We start from the raw sequence: 19,508 nt of genomic DNA, 5'->3' as shown, positions 1-19,508 counted from the left end.
GGACAATAATAATGTATAACCAGAACACAAACCGATTTTGGGGGGCTTCGCTGATGGCCGGCTCCCTGGTTGCGTTGACAGATGCGGCGGTATCTCAAGTGATAGAGGAGATTGTCGTAACCGCTCAGTATCGAGAGCAATCACTGCAGGATATTCCCATTGCGATTTCGGCGATCTCTGGAGAGGTATTGGAAGACAGAGGCCAAGAATCGGTCGCTGACGTGGGTCGTTACGCTCCTAATGTCGCTCTGTCTCAATCGCCCAGTTTAAACGGCAGCGCGATCGCTGCTTTTATTCGGGGTGTTGGTCAGTCTGACTCCAGCTTTGCGGTTGAACCCGGTGTCGGTATCTACATCGATGACGTCTACTATGGAGTGACCTATGGTGCGGTGATGGATTTAACCGATCTCGATCGCGTGGAAATATTGAGAGGGCCACAGGGAACCCTCGCGGGCAAGAATTCTATTGGTGGTTCGGTAAAGTTGTTTACCCGGAAACCGGACGGTAATGGCGGTGGATTTGTTGAGGTGACAGGCGGCGATTTTGATCGACTTGACGTTCGTGCCAGTGGTGAATTTGCGATTAATGACGCGTTATTTATGCGCCTTTCCGGAGTGACCAAAGAGCGCGACGGACATATGCAATTACTCGATTATGGTTGCCGTTTTCCCGATTCAGCGATCGCCGCGGTAAACCCAAACAGTCGTTCTTGCCGTCTGGGGACTGAGGGAGGACAGGATGTTCAGTCTGGTCGCATCGCCCTTCGTTTTGCACCTGACAATCATGCGCTTGAGATTAATGCCAGTGTCGACGCTGCCAGAGATCGGTCTGAAACCGTCGCGACCAAACTGTTCTATGCGGATTACCCATTGGTGCGGAGTTACGATGCATCAAGTCCTCTCGCAGGAATTCCCTTTGATTCCCGCTTTATTACGCCAGAGGAAAGCTACACCTCTTACGCAACCTATGACAGCAGTGGTAACTACACCAATGTTTTTGGAATCCCGGGAAGTGTTGCGCCTGGCGGCTTCTCGACAAAACCCATTAGCGAGGTGGACAGTTATGGCACTGCCGTCACTCTGGACTATCGACTGACGGACGAGGTAAGTCTTAAATCGATAACAGCATTCCGAAAAGCAGAAGGGCGCTCAGCAATTGACGTCGATGGTTCCCCCTTGGCGATTCTGTTAGAAGTGTTTGAATACGAACACGAACAGCTGACTCAGGAATTACGACTTTCCACACGCTTTGGTGACGCGGTAAATGCGACCTTTGGTGCTTACTACTACGATGCTGATCAGCGTTTCGGTGGCCGTAATTTTATTCCCACCACGCAAATGGATTTTTTATTAAACAGTCCCATCACCAGTAAAAGTCAGTCGCTGTTCGCCCACGGGGAATTCCACCTATCAGCAACCACGAATATCATCGCTGGCGTACGCTACACCGAAGACGAAAAACACTACCAGTACGGCCGTCGTAACAGTGATGGGACTGAGATTTCCGGAATTCCGTTTACCGAAAACTGGTTGGTTGCGGGGCTGGATGGGCTGGTCAATTCTTTCGAAGATGAGCGCGTAGACTATCGGGTAGGCCTTGATCACCGCTGGAACGATCAGCTAATGACGTATTTTCAGGTGACCACGGGCTTTAAAGGTGGTGGCGTCAACCCCCGTCCGTCGGCGCCGGATCAGGTTTATAACTTCGGTCCGGAAGAGGTTGTCAGTGTCGAGGCTGGCTTGAAAGCAGATGTTTTGCAGGAGAGTTTGCGGATCAACGGCGCTGTTTTTTTCAACGATTACACGGACATGCAGCTGGTGCGCTATCAGTGTCCTGAAAGTGTGGTGCTGTCCTGCGCCACGCCAGATAACGCGGGCGACGCTGAAATTCTTGGTGCCGAACTGGAGTTGGAATGGTTGCCGACGGAGCGCTTGAGGCTTGATGCCAATCTTGGCTATCTGGATTTTGACTATACCGAGATCACCAATCCTGCGACCTTGGTAACCGAAGATATGACGGCGCCGTTTATCAGTGAATGGCAGCTGGCTGCCGGTATCGAATACCGGCTACCCATCGGTCCTGGAGAGGTGGCGTCTCGTCTTGATTGGTCTTATCAATCAGAGTTCTATTACAACGCGATTAACAACCCCTATAACAAGATTGACGCGATTGAACTGCTCAATGCTCGCGTAACCTTTGCGTTGAATGACGATACATGGCTTGTCAGTGCCGCAGTCACCAATCTGCTGGATGAATTTTACTACACCGGAGTCGCGGAAAACGTGAATACGTTTGGTAACGCGTCTGGCGTTGTTGGTCGTCCCAGAGAGTGGTCATTGACCCTTCGGCGAAATTTTTAATCAGTAAGGTCTATAACAATGAGTGATTTTATGCCGTCTCCCTTTGACGGATTCTCCACTACGGATGCCCCAAAGTTAGAATACTTGTTTGAGATTGATCTCGACTTTACCCGCGTCCATACCCTCAACGATACGCCGGCAGGATTTACTCGCGGTGCTGTCTATGTGGACGCTGGCAGGGTCGCAGGGCCGTATTTGAATGGGCGTGTTATTCCTGACAGTGGTGGTGATTGGGCGACGTTTCGGCCGGATGGAACAGTCTCATTCGACGCCCGCTATATGATCGAAGCGGATAATGGTGCGCTGATTTTGATACGCAACAGCGGATACCTTTGGGGCCGTTATCCCGACACCATCCAGAAAATAAGAGCCTGGATTTTCGATAACGGACCGGAGGTTCCCGAGCATGATTATTACCTCCGAGCGAATCCAACGTTTGAAGTTGCCTCGGGTGAATTCGATTGGATAACGCGTCATGTCATCGTCGGTGTTGGCAAGCGTAAGCAGCATGGCAATTGCGTTCGGTATTTTGCCGTGTTGTAGCACGACCGTAAAAAACGACAAATGTGGCGATGATCAAGAATGCTAACGGTGGCAATTGGCAAGCCACTGTGATCATTGGGTATTAGGTGGTTAAATGACCGTAAGGCCCCTGTCGTTGCTCGGATTTTTGCCGGGATCAGGAATTTCTACGATCTCCTGCCAGGACGATGGTTTGCGTGCCAAAATGCGTTAAGTCGAGATTTTTTTTCGAGTCGTCCATCGCTAGGCTTTTTACTCGAAAAGTCGATAACCTCATGAAATGCAACGATTCCATGCTGATTTTAACCGACGTGCAGTCTTCCCCAGAGTTTGTCGGCCATTCACACAGAGACAGAATCAGGAGACAATAGCGCCAGTTGCATCACCCATTCCGATGCTGGGAGCTTTTGACGCTAGATGTTCACGCAGTCACCATCATCCTTGAGCAGCGCACCGATAAGCTCGGTGCATAAGATGCAGCTGACAAATAATTGCCACACAACGCTGACATACTCAGCTAATCGGTAATTACTGCAAGCCTCTTCACGGATAGATGATAATAAAATGAAGACACTGCGATTTTTTGCCAAGACCTCATCCTGTCTGCTTTTGGTCGGCTTAATAACCGGTTGCCAGCAGGAGACCAAATCCCTGTCGAAACGGGATACAGTTCTGGTTGAACAACACGGGCTGGTTCTGACCGGAGGGATGATTGAAGATATGATCTACGTCGGTGAAGCGATGGCGGACGTACGCTTTTCTGCGCCGCACCGTATTGCCATCGCCAAGTTACAGCGAGAGGCATTTACGCGGGATCCTCAAAAAGTTCTGGCGTATATGGCGCGATATGGGGCAGAAGCGTATGAGCTAAAACACCAGTTGAGTGAGTCTGACTTTCAGTCCTATGCGCAAACTCTCTATGCTCAATTACTGTCGGAAACCGTGCAGGCGTTTGCCAATTTTCCTGTCCGCGAGGGAGATCCCTTGGACCCGGCAAATAAACAGGTTGGCGTGCGCGAGCAGCTGTCGGAATACACGCTAACCCATGCTGAAGCCGGCTACATGAGGGGAATTGTTCTCAGTTTACGGCCGCCATCCAACGACGAATTGCAGGGTCACTTGTCTGCGATCGAAGTTCAATCTGGGGCGAACAATAACCTATGGTTGGCCGAAGAGGGGGCTCAGGCAGAATACCGAATGGTGTATACAGACACAGGTCGCCCAGTGCAGAGATTGTACGTTAACGGCCGCGAAGTCATTCGCTCCAGCGGTCAGTAGCCTGTCGTAACGCCCGAATAGCCTGTCATCTATTGGGTCGCCTGCCCCAAAGTAGCGCTTTCTTTTCAGCGCCTCCCACTGGAAACGTCAAGGGTAAATTTGGCGGTTCATGCCATCTCTATGCAAATCAACGAGTTAGATAGCCTGTTGGCAGATAAGGCCTCATGGCAGACTAATTGCTGATTCTAAAGATGTGCTCATTCGTGAGCACTAGAAATGCGCTATCCATAATAACTAAGGATCTCTGATTCCTATTGGCGACGCTATTCATCCACGTAAAAATGACTGAAACGCGGAGCCCTCAGTGTGTAAATGGGGCAGTCCAGTTCATGTTTTTGGTGGGCAAAAGCGACGCAGATTGTTGATCAGACGTTCTCTAAGCATTCTCGATTGCAATGTTGCACAAGACCGCTATTGATTGATGCCAACTCACGAGGGTTAGTCATGGAAGCCATCGATATCCGCTACAAATCGCACGAAAGTGCGCTCAATGAATTTTTCGACGATGTTTTTGAACCGGCGACCATGGAGAGGTTCACTCAAATGGTCAAAGAGCGTATTCCCATATTGGATGCCATGGGCGTTTCCTTTTCGGAATATGAGCGTGGAACGCTCCGGGTGGATATGCCGCTCGGTCCAAATATCAATGATAAAGAAACGGCATTTGGTGGCAGTATTGTCACCCTGACCACAATCTGTGGTTGGTCCTTACTTAATTTGCTACTCAACAAAGAAGAAAAGCGCTACGACGTTTTGATCGCCGAAAGTGCCACCAAATACAAGCGGCCAATCGGTGATGACTTCTACGCGAAAGCACGGCTGCACGAAGGGCAGATCCTGAAGATGCTACGGGAATTAATTACCTGCGGCAAAAGCCGCGTCAGTATCGATGTGGTTGTCTGTGGCCCGGATCATCAGGAAGCGGCGTTATTTAACGGACAATACTATGTTCGGCCGGCGTAAGGTCGATATCCAAGGATGCGCGATGGTCTGTTGTTGTCGGATTTCGTTCTAAGACGAACGGCAGGATGCTAACTTACACAGTCCGATTTGGAACATGACTTGCTCTAAAGCTTCTGATCTTTAAGACCCTGTGGCGTTTTCGAACATTTTGTCGATTTCGCCACAGGGGCGCGGGCATTTCGTCGTGTTTCCATCAACATGGCTTTGTCCAAACACCTGGATGGGAGCCACCATGAAACAGATTGGAATCTTCTTTGGTACGGAAACCGGCACGACCCGTTTAATTGCCAAGAAACTCTATAAAATTTTCGGCGCGGATGTTGCCGCCAAGCCGATCAATGTGAATCGCATCAGTGCCGAAGATTTTCTCCAATATGACGCCTTTATTCTTGGCACTCCAAGCTATGGTGTTGGCGACATCCCCGGATTGAGTGCGGGTTGTCTGGAACGAAATTGGGAAGAATTTTTGGCCATTTTGGGGGCGCCGGATCTCTCTGGCAAGCGTATCGCGATGTTTGGGCTTGGTGCACAGGAGCGCTATTCTGAACGCTTTTGCAGTTCACTGATGGCGTTACATCAAGTATTTTCCGGCTTGGGGGCCGAGATGATTGGCGATTGGTCGGCCGAAGGCTACACCTTTGAACATTCTGCGGCGTTAGTGGATTCACGGTTTGTCGGGCTGGTTATTGATCAGCGCACCCAGGGCATGCTAACGGAAGAACGTTTGCAGCAATGGGCGGAGCAAGTGCGTCAGCCGCTGCTGGAGAAATTGTCCTCAACGGCGGTTGCCTGATCATAGCAGTGATGGCCTGTGCATAAATGAGAGATAGCCGATATCGAGTCGGTAGAGTTCCTTGAGTAACTGTTGTCGTGCCGTATCGCCGTGCTGACTGATATGTGACAGTTCTGACTGTGTCAGCAAGGTGGCGGCAATCAGTGATGCAGAGGTTCCGTTTAACGTTAGCTGACTCTTTAATGTCGGTGGTGTGTGTAATAAGACTCCGACTGGGCCGCGGCCATCTTTGATGTGTTCGATGTTAAAATGCAAACTGAGAGATTCTCCGGCGATAAGCTTTTTACACAGACGAGGGTAATTCGCCAGGGTATGGCTGATTTCCGCCATCATGGGAAATAGCCAGGTATCTGCCAGCGCATCCAGCGGAAAATCTTCTTCAAGATCTAAATCTGCACCCACAATAAAAACTTCTAATCCCAAGCCATTCAGGGGACGATCCCGCTCTACCCAGGGATCCGATAAACCATCTGAGACAATTGCAGGCAGGCCGCGATGGCGGGTCGCGAGCCAGGACGAGCCTGCAGGCCATTCCGGGCTGTCAGACATGGGCCCCATTAGCGTCGTTAGTGCCGACAGTTGACTGCCAAGGCAGGCTTGAATGGACTGATGGCGACACTGTGTTGCCAATTGCAATCGATTGGCGTAGCTGAGTCCGATAATTTCTTCGCTCATAATAAACTTCACAGGATTAGGGTGTATTTGATGAGCGGTTTTTGCAAAAAACAGACCCATTCCCGAGTCAGTGATCATGGATCCTGGTGAAACAATCACGTCCTACTTCGGTTATTAGTCGTACATAGCTTAATAAAGACTCGGCTCCGTATCCCTGCTGTATTGAGGTCTGCCACGCCGTTTTTTCATTTCAGCGGGTTTGTAATGAAGATGAACGACCTAGCCAATATATCGGATATTGAAGAACTTGATTGCCCTCTAGAGGGAAAGGAGACGTCAGTGGAAGTGCTTGCACCATGGCAAGCGCTTCCACCATTGGCCGCGCCTGTTAGTGACGATGGATGCTCTGTGCGGCTGCAGCTTCCATACGTTCGATTTCTTCGCGATAGGGTTTAATGCCTCGATACATGCAATAGGTGGCCAACGGCATAAGCACACTGGCGGTGATCACAATGGCTTTCCACAATTCTTGCGGGTCACCAACCACTCGTTGGGCAACGCTGCCAATGACCAGGCTGCCCAAGGCGCCAAAGAAGGTAAACATAAACAGGTAAATGGCGGTAACCTGGCCTCGCATTTTCTGCGGAGCAATACGCTGTATGGCGGCATTTTGGGGAACTGCGCCAGCAACGCCGAACATCGATGCGATACTCATAACGCCCAGGGCCATTTCTCCCGTAGGCATCATGGGAGCAACGATGGAACAGATGGTCACCAGGCCGAAGAGAATTGCAGCGCAACGCACGTTAGCGTCTTTGTAGCGCTTGGCCATCCATTCAACAAAAAAACCTCCGAGTGCGATTCCACATAGGGATGCAACCAACAGCATTGGTGCCATGACTGTTCCAATCTGTTCTTCGCTCCAACCATAGGTACGAATCATAAACGGCGTGCGCCAAAACTGCATGCCGTAGGTTTCCAATGCGCTTAACGCCAGACCAATAAAGAGCGGGTAATACACAGAGCCTTTTACGTGGATCGCTCGGACGGCATCTAAGCCCATAAACGTCAGAATCTTACGGCCGACTCCAGCATTGTCTGACGCTGGTGTGAAAACCGGTTCATTGGATGGTGGCTGTCGACGTTCTGGCTCTCGAATAAACAGGAAGATAGCACCGATCAAAATCCCTGGAAGGCCGATAAAAATTAAAATCCACTGCCAATTAAAAATGGTGAGTCCCATCCACTCCATGGTTGGCCAATCAGCGACATGGGCGATGAGTTTTCCGCCAAAGTAGATCCCGAGCGTCGTTCCACCAATAAAGCCCAGCTGCAAAAGGGCGAATGCGCGTGTGATTTTTTTGGGCGGAAAGGCATCGGCCAGCAATGAATAAGACGCGGGTGCGTGGGCCGATCCGCCCGCGCCCACGAACATCCTCGTGCCGACAAATTGCCAGAAAGTCTGCGCCAGTCCACCGAGGGCTGTCACGATGCCGATGATGCTGATTCCACCGGAGAGCACGTATTTTCTCGGGTAAATATCAGCCAGTCGCGCCAGGGGGATGCCGACAAAAACATAGAAAATAACGTTCGCTGGCCCCCCTAAAAATCCCAGCTGTTCGTCCGTGAGGTCGAAACTGGTTTTGATGCGTTCTGCCAACATGCCAAACACGGTTGCATCGAAAAAGTTGACGAAGGTTGCCAGAATAATTACGGCGAGCGCTGTGTAGCCAACCGTTGCCGACGGCCAGGGTTGACCGCTGTTGGCTTCGCGCAGATCCTCCGGCGAATTCGGTAGCGTGGACGAATGGGGAACGGCTCCAGCCATGGGTAAATTCCTTATTAACGTTATTGTTAGAATTTTTGAGCGCGCTCCGCACCGATTCGACTGACATTGTGAGGTGTCGCGTTCGTGGTTTGCTATTTTGTCGGTAACGCCGATTGGAAGACGCCTCTGTCGCCATTGAGCGTTGCGATGATTGACGTTCAATGGCTGCTTGGGCGCTGTGTTTATGCCGTTTGCAGATTAAACAGTCGCTGTTTGTCTGCCTCGCTCATGGGCTTATTCAAGTCAGCCATATCACTGCCGACCTTGGCGCCTCGTTGAACGGCGGGGCGCTGAGCGACTTCGTCAAACCAGCGGCGAACATTGGGAAAATCATCCAGATTCTGGCCCTGCCAGTCGTGTCGAAATACCCAGGGCCAGGCTGCCATATCGGCGATGGAGTAATCGCCGGCAACAAACGGCTGGTCAGCAAGCTGTTTATCCAATACGCGATAGAGGCGGGCGACTTCCTGCTGAAAGCGGGCCATTCCCTCTTCATTTTTGGTTGATGAGTAATGCAAAAAGTAGTGTGCTTGACCCGCCATCGGCCCGAGTCCGCCCACTTGCCAAAATAGCCACTGTAGAACTGACATGCGTTTGGACAGATCTGTCGGCAGAAACGCTCCGGCTTTTTCAGCCAAGTAGATGAGGATGGCGCCGGACTCGAAAATGGCTAAAGGGCCATCCTTCGCCTCGCGATCAATAATGGCCGGCATTTTGTTGTTGGGCGAAATCTTCAGGAATTCCGGCTGGTGCTGGTCGCCTTTGCCTATGTTGATGGGGTGAATGCGATAGGGAAGGCCGCATTCTTCCAGCATGATGGTGATTTTCTTGCCGTTACCTGTTGGCCAGAAGAAGAGATCGATCATGGCGCTGCTCCGCGTGTTCTTATTTTTTGCAGAGTAAGGCAGCAATCAGACAGGGTAAAGGTAGCGACAACGGGACGTTCAGTTCCATTACCGCAACTCTTATGGATGAATAAGTTGCAATAAACACGCGGTGCATCAAACTCACCGTCAATGCACCCGCTCAAGCGTGATGCTGCATCCTTGCAGCATACGGCCGCAGTACACGGCGTTTTCGTTTATTAGCAAGGGGTTAGTTTGTTGAGAGGACGGTAAGGTTTACCGCTCTCTGATCGAGCGAAACTCCGACTGAGGCGACCACGTGGGGTATTGGGGGTTTTCAGACACCGCCATGCCCACATCATAATAGCGCTCAAGTACCTGCACAGCTCCGCGCAGGTCCCAATCTTCAGATACTTCATCATCGACGGAGTGGTAGTGTTTTTCGGTATAGTCGATTCGCCGAGTTTTCCCTCTGGGGCCGGGTAATTCTGTCATCGTCAGGGCAGTCCCCGCAAACAGCGCAGGCACGCCCTGACGGGCGAAGTTGAACTGATCTGACCGATAATACAGTCCACGTTCAGGTGCCGTATCGGGTACCACATATTGACCTGCGACGGTTGCGCTGGCTTTAAGAATGGATTCCAACGAGTTTTGTCCATAACCAATCACCTCAATACTCGGCGATGGTCCCCACACATTCAGGCTTTCCAAGTTCAAGTTTGCCAGTGTTTTGTTCAGTGGGTAGAGGGGGTTTTCGCCGTAGAAGCGGGATCCTAAAAGCCCTTGCTCTTCGGCTGTCACGGCAAGAAACACAATGCTGCGTGGTGAAGGTGGATTAGCGGAGTGAAAGGCGTGGGCCATTTCCAGTAGCCCGGCAACTCCGGTAGCGTTATCCACGGCACCGTTGTATATCTGATCGCCCTCAAGATCTGTATTGGTCCCCAGGTGGTCCCAGTGGGCGGAATAGACAATGTACTCATCACGCATGTCTGGATCTGCGCCGGGTAGAAGACCGATAACATTATTCGACGTGATTTCGCGCAGGTCGTTTCGGATGGTTGCGTTTAACGTTGCTCGCAATGGCTTGGGTTGAAAGTCCCTGGATAGCGCCAATTGTTTTAAATCCTCAAACAGATACCCGGAATCCCGAAACAGTTTGGTGGCTTGCGCTTTTGTTATCCAGGCTTGTAGCGGGACCCGGTCGCGATTTTGGTTGGCATCGGCGAGTTCAAATGCCTCACCCGTCCACGAGCTTTCAACAACATTCCAGCCGTAGGCGGCAGGTGCTGTCTCGTGGACAATGATCACGGCGTCCGCACCGAGTTTTGCGCCCATTTCGTATTTGTAAGTCCAGCGTCCGTAATAGGTCATTGCCTCACCACCAAACTGAGTCGGATCAAGTTCGTCCGGATTGGCCGGGTCGACAATGGCGGGATCGTTGATCAGCATAACCAGGGTTTTGCCCCGCAGATCCATACCCTTTATGTCATCCCAATTATATTCAGGGGCCTGTACACCGTAGCCGACGAAAACCAGTGGCGAATCTTTTACGGATACGGTTTCTGAGAATCTCGGGCTGGTAGCGACATAGTCCTGTCGCCAAGTGAGATTCATGTCTTCGCCGGTACTGATGATCTGCAGTTCAGGCTGACTGGTAATACCGACTAAGGGGACTTCCTGCAGGTAGCTCCCGTTAGGGTTGCCGGGCGCAAGGCCAATGTCTTTAAACGAGTCTGTGAGAAACTGAGTGGTTTTTGTTTCACCTTCCGTACCGGGAAGTCGTCCACCGAATTCATCAGACGCCAGTGTGCTGATATTTTCCAGCAGACGTTCTGAGGAGATGTGCGATACAGCCGATGAGTTTTTTTGAGGTTCTGAGGTTTTTGCTAGGCAGCCGGCCAGAACGAACCCGATGGCCGATAGTAAGCCCGTTAAAACGCAATATCGAGCGGATAAAAACAAGGGCATAAAAATCCTTAGATTGTTGGTGATAACCGTTGCTGACAATCCGTTGGCAGGACCTACGAATCGATTTGTTTGCCGTATCTTCAACGATCGCGAATGGGAGTGCAAACGACAGTGTGGAGCCGTCTGCGAAGGTTGAGAATTCATTGCCTTGAAAACAAACAGGCACTCTGACGCATTGCTGAGCCCGAGCCACCAACTTTTGGCACTGAACCCCCAAATAGTGGCGCATAAGGCGGTTTAGGGGCTTGCTATGGAGTCGGCTTCACTGACAGGCTTACCAGCAAATAAAAAAACACCACACAGGGAGGCTCATGCAGATTTCCATAGGAACGTTTAACCTGAATAATCTGTTTTCCCGTTTCAATTTCAGTGGCGAGGTCGATGAAATCCCTGACAGTGGGGGCGGGCTTACGCTCGAGTTTGATCGCCCAGATCGAGTTAATGTGAGAAGTTTTCAGGGGCGCTTGGTCAGTGGTAAAGATCCCGAGTCAACCAGAGCCATTGCCGAACGCATTCGGATGATGGATGTGGATGTTTTGGCGCTGCAGGAAGTAGAGCACCTGGCAGTGCTGAAAGAGTTTAACCGTGTCTATCTGGATTCACTCTATCCTTATCAAGTGTTGATTGAAGGCAATGATCCTCGCTTGATTGACGTCGCACTCTTGTCCAAATTTCCGCTTGGCGCAATCACTTCCTGGCAGGCCGCAGAACATCCAAAGGACATGGGGCGTCGAGTGTTTGGCCGTGACTTGTTGTCTGTGCAGATTCTGGATCGCAAACGGCGCACGGTGCTGTTTACGGTCTATAACACACACCTAAAAAGTCATTTTGTGCCATTTTATGAGGATCAGAAAGCAGGGCAAGCAAAGGCGAATTTACAGCGTCAGCGCCAGGCTCAGGTCATTTCCCGCATTCTTACGGAGCAGCAGGGCAAAGGCAGCGCTTTTGTGTTGTTGGGGGACATGAATGATCCGCCGAACTCTCCCTGGTTGGCGCCGATGTTAACGGTGGATAGTGAGTTACTGGTCAATGGCTTGGCGGCAGCTCAGGAAACTCGGCCTGCGAAAGTGGAGCGGGAAGGGCCTGGTCCTAAAACGCCGGTCTGGACCTATCGTCGCAACCCGGCAGGGGATGCGGCTCCCGTATACCAATTGTTGGATCAGATCTGGTTAAGCCCACCGTTGGCTGCCGGTTTGTGTGGTGGATTTATCGACCGGCGCACGCGCTACGGCGGCGATGGCAGTGATCACGATCCTGCATGGATAGAGCTGATCCTGTCTCCCTAGTCGTTCTGCTTCTGGCAAAGAGCGAAAGTCATTGACTGTTAAGCTGCTGTCGGCCAAACCCGCAAAGGTGTAGAATGTCGCTTCGTTGTTGTTCTTCACCTGCTTGGCAGGTGCCGCCGTTAGTGTTTTCCTCTGGTCCCCGTGAATCTATTTGAACTACTCTTTGTTTCTGTAAAAGCCATCTTACCTGCTTTTTTCTGGATTTTTTCCGGCCTCATCGTGCGCCGTCTATGGCCTGCCAGCATCCATTTTTTTCATCGAGGCGAGAAATTTGTCTTCTTTGTTGGGATGCCAGTGGTGCTGTTTTTGGCGGCCACAAATCTGCACCCCGAAGATCTTCATGGTTCTCGTTTTCTGGCGGCGGGCACCCTTGCGATTCTCGCCATGGTGGCGGGTTCTTTTTTACTGACGCGTTTGCGCGGCTATCCTCTTGGCCATCGAGGTATTGTCGCTCAAGCAGCCTATCGTGCCAATCTGGCGATTATTGGGTTGGCGCTTTGTGCCAGCGCCTTTGGTCGGGAGGGGATGGTCATCGCCACCATACCCATTGCTTTGTGGACGCTCCTATTCAATGTGATCGCGGTTGTGTTACTTGATTTAACCCACGGTGGTGGCGCCAGCCCGCTGTCGGTACTGCGCAATATTGGCAAGAATCCGTTGATTCTCGGCATTTTGGCTGGATTGCTGTGGGGCATGTTGGATACGCCATTGCCCACTGTCGTGCACGATGTCGGCGATCATTTTGCTGATTTCGTCATTCCGTTTGCGTTGATTTGTCTCGGTGGAGCAATCAGCTTGAACAGTGCCGGAGAAACGCGTCGAGAATTGATTGATGGCGTTTTATTGCGATTGATCATTTCTCCGGCGCTGGCAGTAACGCTTGCCTATATTCTTGGTGTAAGAGGTACAGAGCTGGGTGTGATCTTTCTGTTGTTGGGTGGTCCTGCAGCCATCGCCTGCCATGTTATGGTTTCGGCGGTGAAGGGCAATGCGCGCTTGGCGGCGAGCATCGTGGTGATGTCGACACTCTTTGCTCCGATCACATTGACCTTGGGACTGTTTACCCTCAGGCTGCTGCAGTTAATTTAACGGAAGAGTGAAAACCATCTCGCAGATGGGAATTCAGAGCTTGGAGAGGCTTGCATGGCGATAGATTTCAATCAAATCTTTGACCGTACACAACACCATTCAATGAAGTGGAACCGTTATCGCGGTAGGGACGTTCTACCGGTATGGGTGGCCGATGCGGATTTTCGTTGCGCGCAGCCCCTGTTAGATGCTGTGCAATCCTGGGTGGATCACGGCGTCCTCGGGTATGTTTTTCCAGACCAGTTTACACCGGGCAAAGAAGCGATCGCTCAGTGGGCGTCCAAGCGTTACCATTGGCCAGTTGATCCGGACTGGATCCTTTGGATGCCAGGGGTTGTGCCAGCTTTTAATATTGCCTGCCGCGCTTTCTGTGAACCGTCTGAGCGGGTATTGGTGCAGACGCCAAATTACCCGCCGATTCTAAAAGCGCCAAGCATTCATCAGCTCGACAGTTGTTTGATTCCCACCGTGAAGCAGGGTGAGCGCTGGGTTCTGGATCGGGAACAACTGCTCAATCTGGCTCAGCAGCAAAAGCCGAGTCTGTTTATTCTCTGTAACCCCATGAATCCCTGCGGCAGTGTTCTGACATCGGAGGAGCTGCGATTTATCGCCGATGTTTGCGAGAAGCACGATATCGTTTTGTGTTCCGATGAAATCCATGGCGATCTGATTCTAGAGCCGGGTGTGTCCCATATTCCGGCGGCAAGCCTTCCTGAATTGAAAGATCGTAGCCTCACCCTGATGTCTGCGGCTAAGACTTTTAATATCCCGGGTTTGAGTGCTGCGTTTGTGATCATTCCCAACCCGAAGCTCAGAGCGCGTTTTCAAGCGGCTTGCAACGGCATTGTGCCCTGGGTGAACTCCGTTGGAATGGTGGCTACAGCGGCGGCATTTACCGAGTGCCACAGTTGGTACGAGGCTCTAATCAATTACTTAAGGGAAAACCGGGATTACCTTTACAGCGCCATCAACAAGATTCCCGGCCTTGCCATGATCAAGCCGGAGGCGACTTATCTCGCTTGGGTGGATGCCAGTGGTCTTGGTGTGGCGGATGTTCAGAGCGCTTTTGAGCGTGCAGGTGTTGGCACCTCACCGGGTAAAGATTTCGGTAGCCCGGAATTCGCCCGTATTAACTTTGCCTGCCCACGCTCAACCTTAGAAGACGTGGTGAGCCGACTTGAACAGGCCTTCGGCAATCGCTGACGCAAACCGGTCTCAGTCGGGCTGGCTGCGGAATTCTGAAATCACCCGTGCAACGTCGCTGGCTTCTGTCACGGGGAACAGGTGTCCTGATTCAAAATTTACGGTCTGAACCCGTGGCAAGCAGGTTTTCATAAAGGTCGTATTGACGGTGGGAATCAGCGGATCGCGAGCGCCGGAAAGCAGCAGCACCGGTTGATCGAGGCGCATGATGCGGGGGAAGCTGGTCCAATGACTGGTCGCCAGTATTTGATAGTAATGGCCCGCGGCGGCGCGTCCCTTTGATGCGTGGCGTGGCGGTACCAAAACGCCGGGATTGTTCACGTGTCCGCCATTGAGAAGGTTGGCAACCTTCATCATTTTTTTCTTACTGTTGGCTGCAAAAGGGTTGCTGATGATCATTGGCACCACCGGGTTGCCGGGGATAGCAACCATGCCCATGGTGGTCGCAGCAAGAATGACTTTGCGCACCAGACGTGGATGCCGCAGAGCAAGCTCCTGGGCGAGCATGCCGCCCCAGGAGTATCCAAAGACGTCAACCCGTGTATACCCAAGAGTGTGAATACGCCAGGCGACATAGTCGGCGAGAGACTTGAACGTGTAGGGTAAGGTGGGTAGGCGAGACCGCCCGAGACCGGGAGGGTCGACGCTGATCAACGTGGGCCCCGTCAATTTGCTCAACAGTGGCGAAAGGGTTTCGGCGGTGAGGCCGAGCCCAGGAAAAAGCACTAGAGGTACAGCATCCCCTTTGCTGGGGCTAACATCGAAGTGAAGCTGAAAATCGCGCATAACACCCGCTATTACTGCCTGTTATTAACAAAGCCAGCTGTTAAATCACAACAGGCTACTTCTCAACTGTAGCGGCAGAATAGCAGACATCATTAAGTAACGCGCGCCAATATTGCGCGACGTCGACTCATTGTGACTGCGAAGTGTTGTTTTCGTGGATCAGCCGCCGAAGGTGATCAGCGCAAAGCCCAGCACACCCATCATGATGGCCATAAGAGCCATGCCACCTTGGGCGTCAATGCCAGAGCCGCGATATTGGCGTTCATTGGCAACATCTGCGTTAACGGCGGAATTCAGCATATTTCTGTCTGTCATGGTGCTTGCCTCGGTTTTTTAGTTTTATTCTCGAGCTTGCCAAGGTTGGCGTGCGGGCGGGTAACCCGCTCTGTTTTTGTCGTAACGTCTAGTTATTATAGTTGGTTTGCTGGCGCACGATCCGCTATCGACTTGGCGCGTCAGATCTTATTCCCATATTTAGCTTAACAGAAATTGACGTGCAACCGTTTTTATCAATTGCTGGTAAAAACGGTGGGTTTTAGTGAGTTAAGGTAACGGCGGTATTCAGTCCTCAAGATGGCGACAAGGTCGCCACAATTGGGGCGCCACGAGTGACGATGAGAGTGTGTTCAAATTGGGCCGACAGATTGGCTGGATGGCCGATCAGTGTCCAGCCATCATCGGCTTCGGTCACTAGGGTGGTTTTGGTGGATAAGAAGGGTTCTATGGCGATCACCTGTCCTTCTTTAAGGCGTCTTTTATCCCGTCGATCGCAATAGCTGACAATGCCTTCAGGTTCTTCGTGCAGGCCGCGCCCAACCCCGTGCCCGGCGAGATTGCGAATGATTTTAAAGCCATGGCTTTTGGCGGTGTGCTGAATTGCCTTGCCGATGCCATTAATGGGCGCGCCGGCTCGGGCAGCCGACATCGCGTGTTTAAGAGCCAGTTGTGTGGCATGACAGAGTCGGTTTTTAAGATCGTTAGAAGGCGGTACGACGGTGGTGCCTCCAGTGTCGGCAAAGTAGCCATTCATTTCTGCAGATACATCAATGTTAACGATATCACCCGCTTGAATAAGGCGATCACCCGGGATGCCATGGGCGGCTTCTTCATTAATGCTGATACAGGTTGCGCCGGGAAAATCGTATACGCTGCGCGGTGCTGAGATGGCACCCAGTTGATCCAGCATATCGGCGCCGAAATTATCCAATTCTAAGGTGGTCATACCCGGTTCGACCGCGGCGAGCATCGCATCGCGGACCCGGGCAACGATCTGACCGATGGCAAGAACGCCGTCGATATCTTTTTGATTTTCAATGGTCATAAAGACACCGTAAGCAGTGTACTGTAATGGTTTTGGTTGTCAGATTTCGGTTCTAGGTTACGCTGTTATTTGCTGACTGAACACGACAGGTTGTGGTGTTTTCCTAAACGGGCAGGGTGGTCGTCGTTCGTGGTGATTTGAGTACGAAGGACGATTGCACGCCGGTCACGCCTTCGATCCGAGTGATCTTTCCCAGCAAAAATTGCTGGTAGTCGTCCATATCTCTGACCATGACTTTCAACAAATAATCCGCGTCTTGGCCCGTAATCAGGTGGCATTCCAGAATTTCGGGAAATTCGCTGATCGCCTGCTCAAAATGTTCGAAGCGTTCCGGAGTGTGGCGATCCATGCTGATATGAAGTAGGGCTGTTAGATTGAGCCCGAGCTTGCGGGCGTTAAGTCGCGCGACATATTCCTCAATATAACCTTCCTCTTCCAGCCGTTTGACCCGCCGTAAACAGGGCGACGGTGAAAGGCTGACAGCCTCTGCCAAATCCTGGTTGGAGATGCGCCCACTGCGTTGCAGCTGCTTTAGGATTGCTCTGTCGTAGCGATCTAGTTCCATATAATTTCAATTAATGTCCATCGTTTGGAATAATATAGCTTATATTAGTTTTTTGTGGGCATAAATGGCAATTTAATTTCCCGTAAACTCACCTAAACTTGTCGTCAATTTAGGTCATCTTGTGTTCGAGGCGCTTTAGGTCCAAGCGGAACGCGTGATTGACCCGCTAAGGAACCCCTGAATAATGTCGGCAATGGCAACGCAGGTCATTAATCACAGGTTCCCTAACCGACTGACGTTAGGAGTTTCATCATGCTCGACAACCCCGCCCGTAAATACCGCCCGGTTCCCACTGTCGCCTTGGACGATCGCCAGTGGCCGGGTCGTACCATTTCTCAGCCGCCCATCTGGATGAGTACCGATCTGCGCGATGGCAATCAGTCATTGATCGATCCGATGTCGGTTGAGACCAAGCTGCGTTATTTCGAGATGTTGGTAGAGATTGGTTTTAAAGAAATCGAAGTGGCATTCCCCGCAGCGTCAGACACGGATTTCAATTTCGTTCGTCGGTTGATCGAAGAAGATCGGATTCCCTCCGATGTGACCATCGAGGTTTTGACGCAGGCGCGAGAAGATTTAATCAAGCGCACCGTTGAGTCTTTGGTGGGAGCTCGTCGTGCCATTGTGCATTTATACAATCCCACCGCGCCAGAATTTCGGCGTCTGGTCTATAACACCGATGTTGCCGGCGTGCAGGCGATTGCCGAGCAGGGCACCCGTTGGGTACAACAGTATACGTCCGCCTATCCGGAAACCGAGTGGGTCTATCAGTATTCCCCGGAAGTGTTTACCGGAACGGAGCTCGACGTTGCCAAACAGGTTTGCGATGCCGTATCGGCCATTTGGCAGCCGACGCCCGAGCGAAAAATGATTATCAACTTGCCTGCTACTGTGGAGATGACCACGCCGAATGTCTATGCCGATCAGATTGAATGGATGCACCGACATTTGGCGCGACGCGACAGTATTCTTCTCAGTGTGCACCCGCACAATGATCGAGGTACAGCGGTTGCAGCGGCGGAATTGGCGATGATGGCCGGAGCTGATCGGGTCGAGGGTTGCCTGTTTGGCAATGGCGAGCGTACCGGTAATGTGGATTTGGTGACCTTGGCGTTAAACCTCTATACCCAGGGGATTCATCCCCAATTGGACTTGTCGCACATTGAGTCTATTCGTCGCACCGTGGAGGAGTGTAACCAAATCCCGGTTCATCCCCGTCACCCCTATGCTGGTGAATTGGTCTTTACCGCGTTTTCGGGCTCCCATCAAGATGCGATCAAGAAAGGCTTCGCTCAGTTGCAACCTGAAGGGCTTTGGGAGGTTCCCTATCTGCCGATTGATCCAGCCGATCTCAATCGTGGCTATGACGCGGTGGTTCGGGTCAACAGTCAATCCGGTAAGGGCGGCGTTGCCTTTGTTTTGCAGCAGAGCTACGGACTTGAATTGCCAAGACGTTTACAAATTGAGTTCAGTCGGGTCATCAAACGATTCACCGATGACGTCGGTCGTGAGGCGACCAGCGAAGATATTCGTTCGTTGTTTGATGACGCCTATGTGCAAGTTAACGGCCCCTACGATTTTGAAAAGGCCGATATCCTGAGCCATACGCGAGGGGATGATGGCGCGACGGAAGTACAGATTCAATTACCTTATGCCGGTCAACTGAGATCTTTCAATGGCATTGGTAAAGGCACACTGGATGCCGCACTCAATGCGATCGGTGGTGATATTAAGATTGTCGATTATCATGAACATGCGATAGGAACCGGTTCTTCGGTTGAAGCGGCTTGTTACATTGAAATGCAAATAGACGGCAGCACAGCGATTTTTGGTGTGGGGATTCATGAGAATATTGTGAGTGCCGCGATTCGAGCCGTCTTCAGTGGGCTCAACCGCCATTTGTCGCAACAGGACGATCGTGTTGCTGCTAATGCGGGTTAGGCAAGGCATGGCCAGTTGGTGAGACTGATATTCTAAGTCCGCAGTAACCTAGCTAAATAAAAAGCCCGGACAACACTGAGTGCAGTCCGGGAAGATAGAGGTTCTTTGTCGTTGTTGTCAGCGGCGGTGTTACAGAGCCGCCAGC

Annotated in this window: 17 protein-coding genes; 9 read left to right on the top strand and 8 right to left on the bottom strand. The window is 51.6% G+C overall.

Annotated features, from left to right (window positions below):
* The first annotated feature begins 11 nt into the window (after window positions 1-11).
* The 5 genes from ACXAFR_RS25910 (at window position 12) to ACXAFR_RS25890 (ending at window position 5,916) form a co-directional block, all read left to right on the top strand.
* Complete coding sequence (locus tag ACXAFR_RS25910) at window positions 12-2,360, top strand: TonB-dependent receptor (RefSeq protein WP_475182726.1); 2,349 nt, start codon at window positions 12-14, stop codon at window positions 2,358-2,360.
* A gap of 18 nt (window positions 2,361-2,378) precedes the next feature.
* The gene (locus tag ACXAFR_RS25905; protein WP_475182724.1) at window positions 2,379-2,903 is read left to right on the top strand and encodes a DUF3237 domain-containing protein; all 525 of its coding nucleotides are present in this window, start codon (window positions 2,379-2,381) and stop codon (window positions 2,901-2,903) included.
* Between the two features lie 543 nt (window positions 2,904-3,446).
* The gene (locus ACXAFR_RS25900) at window positions 3,447-4,160 is read left to right on the top strand and encodes a hypothetical protein (RefSeq protein WP_475182722.1); all 714 of its coding nucleotides are present in this window, start codon (window positions 3,447-3,449) and stop codon (window positions 4,158-4,160) included.
* 444 nt (window positions 4,161-4,604) lie between these two features.
* Entirely contained in the window at window positions 4,605-5,123 is a 519-nt protein-coding gene (locus ACXAFR_RS25895; RefSeq protein ID WP_475182721.1) for a YiiD C-terminal domain-containing protein, read from the top strand.
* 232 nt (window positions 5,124-5,355) lie between these two features.
* Window positions 5,356-5,916: a flavodoxin gene (locus ACXAFR_RS25890; RefSeq protein WP_475182719.1), complete on the top strand. Its 561-nt coding sequence runs from the start codon at window positions 5,356-5,358 to the stop codon at window positions 5,914-5,916.
* Here ACXAFR_RS25890 and ACXAFR_RS25885 read toward each other — a convergent pair whose 3' ends face one another.
* From ACXAFR_RS25885 to ACXAFR_RS25870, 4 genes are all read right to left on the bottom strand, one after another.
* Entirely contained in the window at window positions 5,917-6,591 is a 675-nt protein-coding gene (locus tag ACXAFR_RS25885; protein WP_475182717.1) for a hypothetical protein, read from the bottom strand.
* 328 nt (window positions 6,592-6,919) lie between these two features.
* Window positions 6,920-8,359, bottom strand: a complete 1,440-nt coding sequence (locus ACXAFR_RS25880; protein ID WP_475182714.1) for an MFS transporter — start codon at window positions 8,357-8,359, stop codon at window positions 6,920-6,922.
* A gap of 182 nt (window positions 8,360-8,541) precedes the next feature.
* Window positions 8,542-9,225, bottom strand: a complete 684-nt coding sequence (locus ACXAFR_RS25875; protein WP_475182713.1) for a glutathione S-transferase family protein — start codon at window positions 9,223-9,225, stop codon at window positions 8,542-8,544.
* 255 nt (window positions 9,226-9,480) lie between these two features.
* Entirely contained in the window at window positions 9,481-11,172 is a 1,692-nt protein-coding gene (locus ACXAFR_RS25870; RefSeq protein ID WP_475182711.1) for a M28 family metallopeptidase, read from the bottom strand.
* Between the two features lie 311 nt (window positions 11,173-11,483).
* On the opposite strand from ACXAFR_RS25870, the gene ACXAFR_RS25865 reads away from it, so the two are divergent.
* The 3 genes from ACXAFR_RS25865 to ACXAFR_RS25855 all read left to right on the top strand — a co-directional run bounded on the left by ACXAFR_RS25865 (window position 11,484) and on the right by ACXAFR_RS25855 (window position 14,750).
* The gene (locus ACXAFR_RS25865) at window positions 11,484-12,458 is read left to right on the top strand and encodes an endonuclease/exonuclease/phosphatase family protein (protein WP_475182709.1); all 975 of its coding nucleotides are present in this window, start codon (window positions 11,484-11,486) and stop codon (window positions 12,456-12,458) included.
* 219 nt (window positions 12,459-12,677) lie between these two features.
* Window positions 12,678-13,547, top strand: a complete 870-nt coding sequence (locus tag ACXAFR_RS25860; protein ID WP_475182707.1) for an AEC family transporter — start codon at window positions 12,678-12,680, stop codon at window positions 13,545-13,547.
* Window positions 13,548-13,601: 54 nt separating this feature from the next.
* Complete coding sequence (locus ACXAFR_RS25855; RefSeq protein ID WP_475182706.1) at window positions 13,602-14,750, top strand: MalY/PatB family protein; 1,149 nt, start codon at window positions 13,602-13,604, stop codon at window positions 14,748-14,750.
* A 12-nt stretch (window positions 14,751-14,762) separates the two neighbouring features.
* On the opposite strand, the gene ACXAFR_RS25850 is transcribed toward ACXAFR_RS25855, so the two are convergent.
* The 4 genes from ACXAFR_RS25850 to ACXAFR_RS25835 form a co-directional block, all read right to left on the bottom strand.
* A complete protein-coding gene (locus ACXAFR_RS25850; RefSeq protein WP_475182703.1) occupies window positions 14,763-15,536 on the bottom strand; it encodes an alpha/beta fold hydrolase in 774 nt (257 codons plus the stop codon).
* Window positions 15,537-15,695: 159 nt separating this feature from the next.
* The gene (locus ACXAFR_RS25845; RefSeq protein ID WP_475182702.1) at window positions 15,696-15,851 is read right to left on the bottom strand and encodes a hypothetical protein; all 156 of its coding nucleotides are present in this window, start codon (window positions 15,849-15,851) and stop codon (window positions 15,696-15,698) included.
* A 253-nt stretch (window positions 15,852-16,104) separates the two neighbouring features.
* Complete coding sequence (map, locus tag ACXAFR_RS25840; RefSeq protein WP_475182698.1) at window positions 16,105-16,857, bottom strand: type I methionyl aminopeptidase; 753 nt, start codon at window positions 16,855-16,857, stop codon at window positions 16,105-16,107.
* Between the two features lie 103 nt (window positions 16,858-16,960).
* Entirely contained in the window at window positions 16,961-17,422 is a 462-nt protein-coding gene (locus ACXAFR_RS25835; protein WP_475182695.1) for an Lrp/AsnC family transcriptional regulator, read from the bottom strand.
* A gap of 252 nt (window positions 17,423-17,674) precedes the next feature.
* On the opposite strand from ACXAFR_RS25835, the gene leuA reads away from it, so the two are divergent.
* Window positions 17,675-19,363 carry a 2-isopropylmalate synthase gene (gene leuA / locus ACXAFR_RS25830; protein WP_475182694.1) on the top strand — a complete coding sequence of 563 codons (1,689 nt, stop codon included), beginning with the start codon at window positions 17,675-17,677 and terminating at the stop codon, window positions 19,361-19,363.
* The last annotated feature ends 145 nt before the right edge of the window (window positions 19,364-19,508 follow it).

The sequence above is a fragment of the Pseudomaricurvus sp. ABR4_320 genome (genome assembly GCF_056159445.1).
The sequence above is the reverse complement of the archived record's forward strand: the minus strand, read 5'-3'. Positions and strand labels throughout refer to the sequence as shown.

Excerpts from the sequence above, each read along its gene's own strand:
- ACXAFR_RS25910 (WP_475182726.1), top strand. The coding sequence starts at position 12 with ATGTATAACCAGAACACAAACCGATTTTGGGGGGCTTCGCTGATGGCC.
- ACXAFR_RS25905 (WP_475182724.1), top strand. The coding sequence starts at position 2,379 with ATGAGTGATTTTATGCCGTCTCCCTTTGACGGATTCTCCACTACGGAT.
- ACXAFR_RS25900 (WP_475182722.1), top strand. The coding sequence starts at position 3,447 with ATGAAGACACTGCGATTTTTTGCCAAGACCTCATCCTGTCTGCTTTTG.
- ACXAFR_RS25895 (WP_475182721.1), top strand. The coding sequence starts at position 4,605 with ATGGAAGCCATCGATATCCGCTACAAATCGCACGAAAGTGCGCTCAAT.
- ACXAFR_RS25890 (WP_475182719.1), top strand. The coding sequence starts at position 5,356 with ATGAAACAGATTGGAATCTTCTTTGGTACGGAAACCGGCACGACCCGT.
- ACXAFR_RS25885 (WP_475182717.1), bottom strand. The coding sequence starts at position 6,591 with ATGAGCGAAGAAATTATCGGACTCAGCTACGCCAATCGATTGCAATTG.
- ACXAFR_RS25880 (WP_475182714.1), bottom strand. The coding sequence starts at position 8,359 with ATGGCTGGAGCCGTTCCCCATTCGTCCACGCTACCGAATTCGCCGGAG.
- ACXAFR_RS25875 (WP_475182713.1), bottom strand. The coding sequence starts at position 9,225 with ATGATCGATCTCTTCTTCTGGCCAACAGGTAACGGCAAGAAAATCACC.
- ACXAFR_RS25870 (WP_475182711.1), bottom strand. The coding sequence starts at position 11,172 with ATGCCCTTGTTTTTATCCGCTCGATATTGCGTTTTAACGGGCTTACTA.
- ACXAFR_RS25865 (WP_475182709.1), top strand. The coding sequence starts at position 11,484 with ATGCAGATTTCCATAGGAACGTTTAACCTGAATAATCTGTTTTCCCGT.
- ACXAFR_RS25855 (WP_475182706.1), top strand. The coding sequence starts at position 13,602 with ATGGCGATAGATTTCAATCAAATCTTTGACCGTACACAACACCATTCA.
- ACXAFR_RS25850 (WP_475182703.1), bottom strand. The coding sequence starts at position 15,536 with ATGCGCGATTTTCAGCTTCACTTCGATGTTAGCCCCAGCAAAGGGGAT.
- ACXAFR_RS25845 (WP_475182702.1), bottom strand. The coding sequence starts at position 15,851 with ATGACAGACAGAAATATGCTGAATTCCGCCGTTAACGCAGATGTTGCC.
- map (WP_475182698.1), bottom strand. The coding sequence starts at position 16,857 with ATGACCATTGAAAATCAAAAAGATATCGACGGCGTTCTTGCCATCGGT.
- ACXAFR_RS25835 (WP_475182695.1), bottom strand. The coding sequence starts at position 17,422 with ATGGAACTAGATCGCTACGACAGAGCAATCCTAAAGCAGCTGCAACGC.
- leuA (WP_475182694.1), top strand. The coding sequence starts at position 17,675 with ATGCTCGACAACCCCGCCCGTAAATACCGCCCGGTTCCCACTGTCGCC.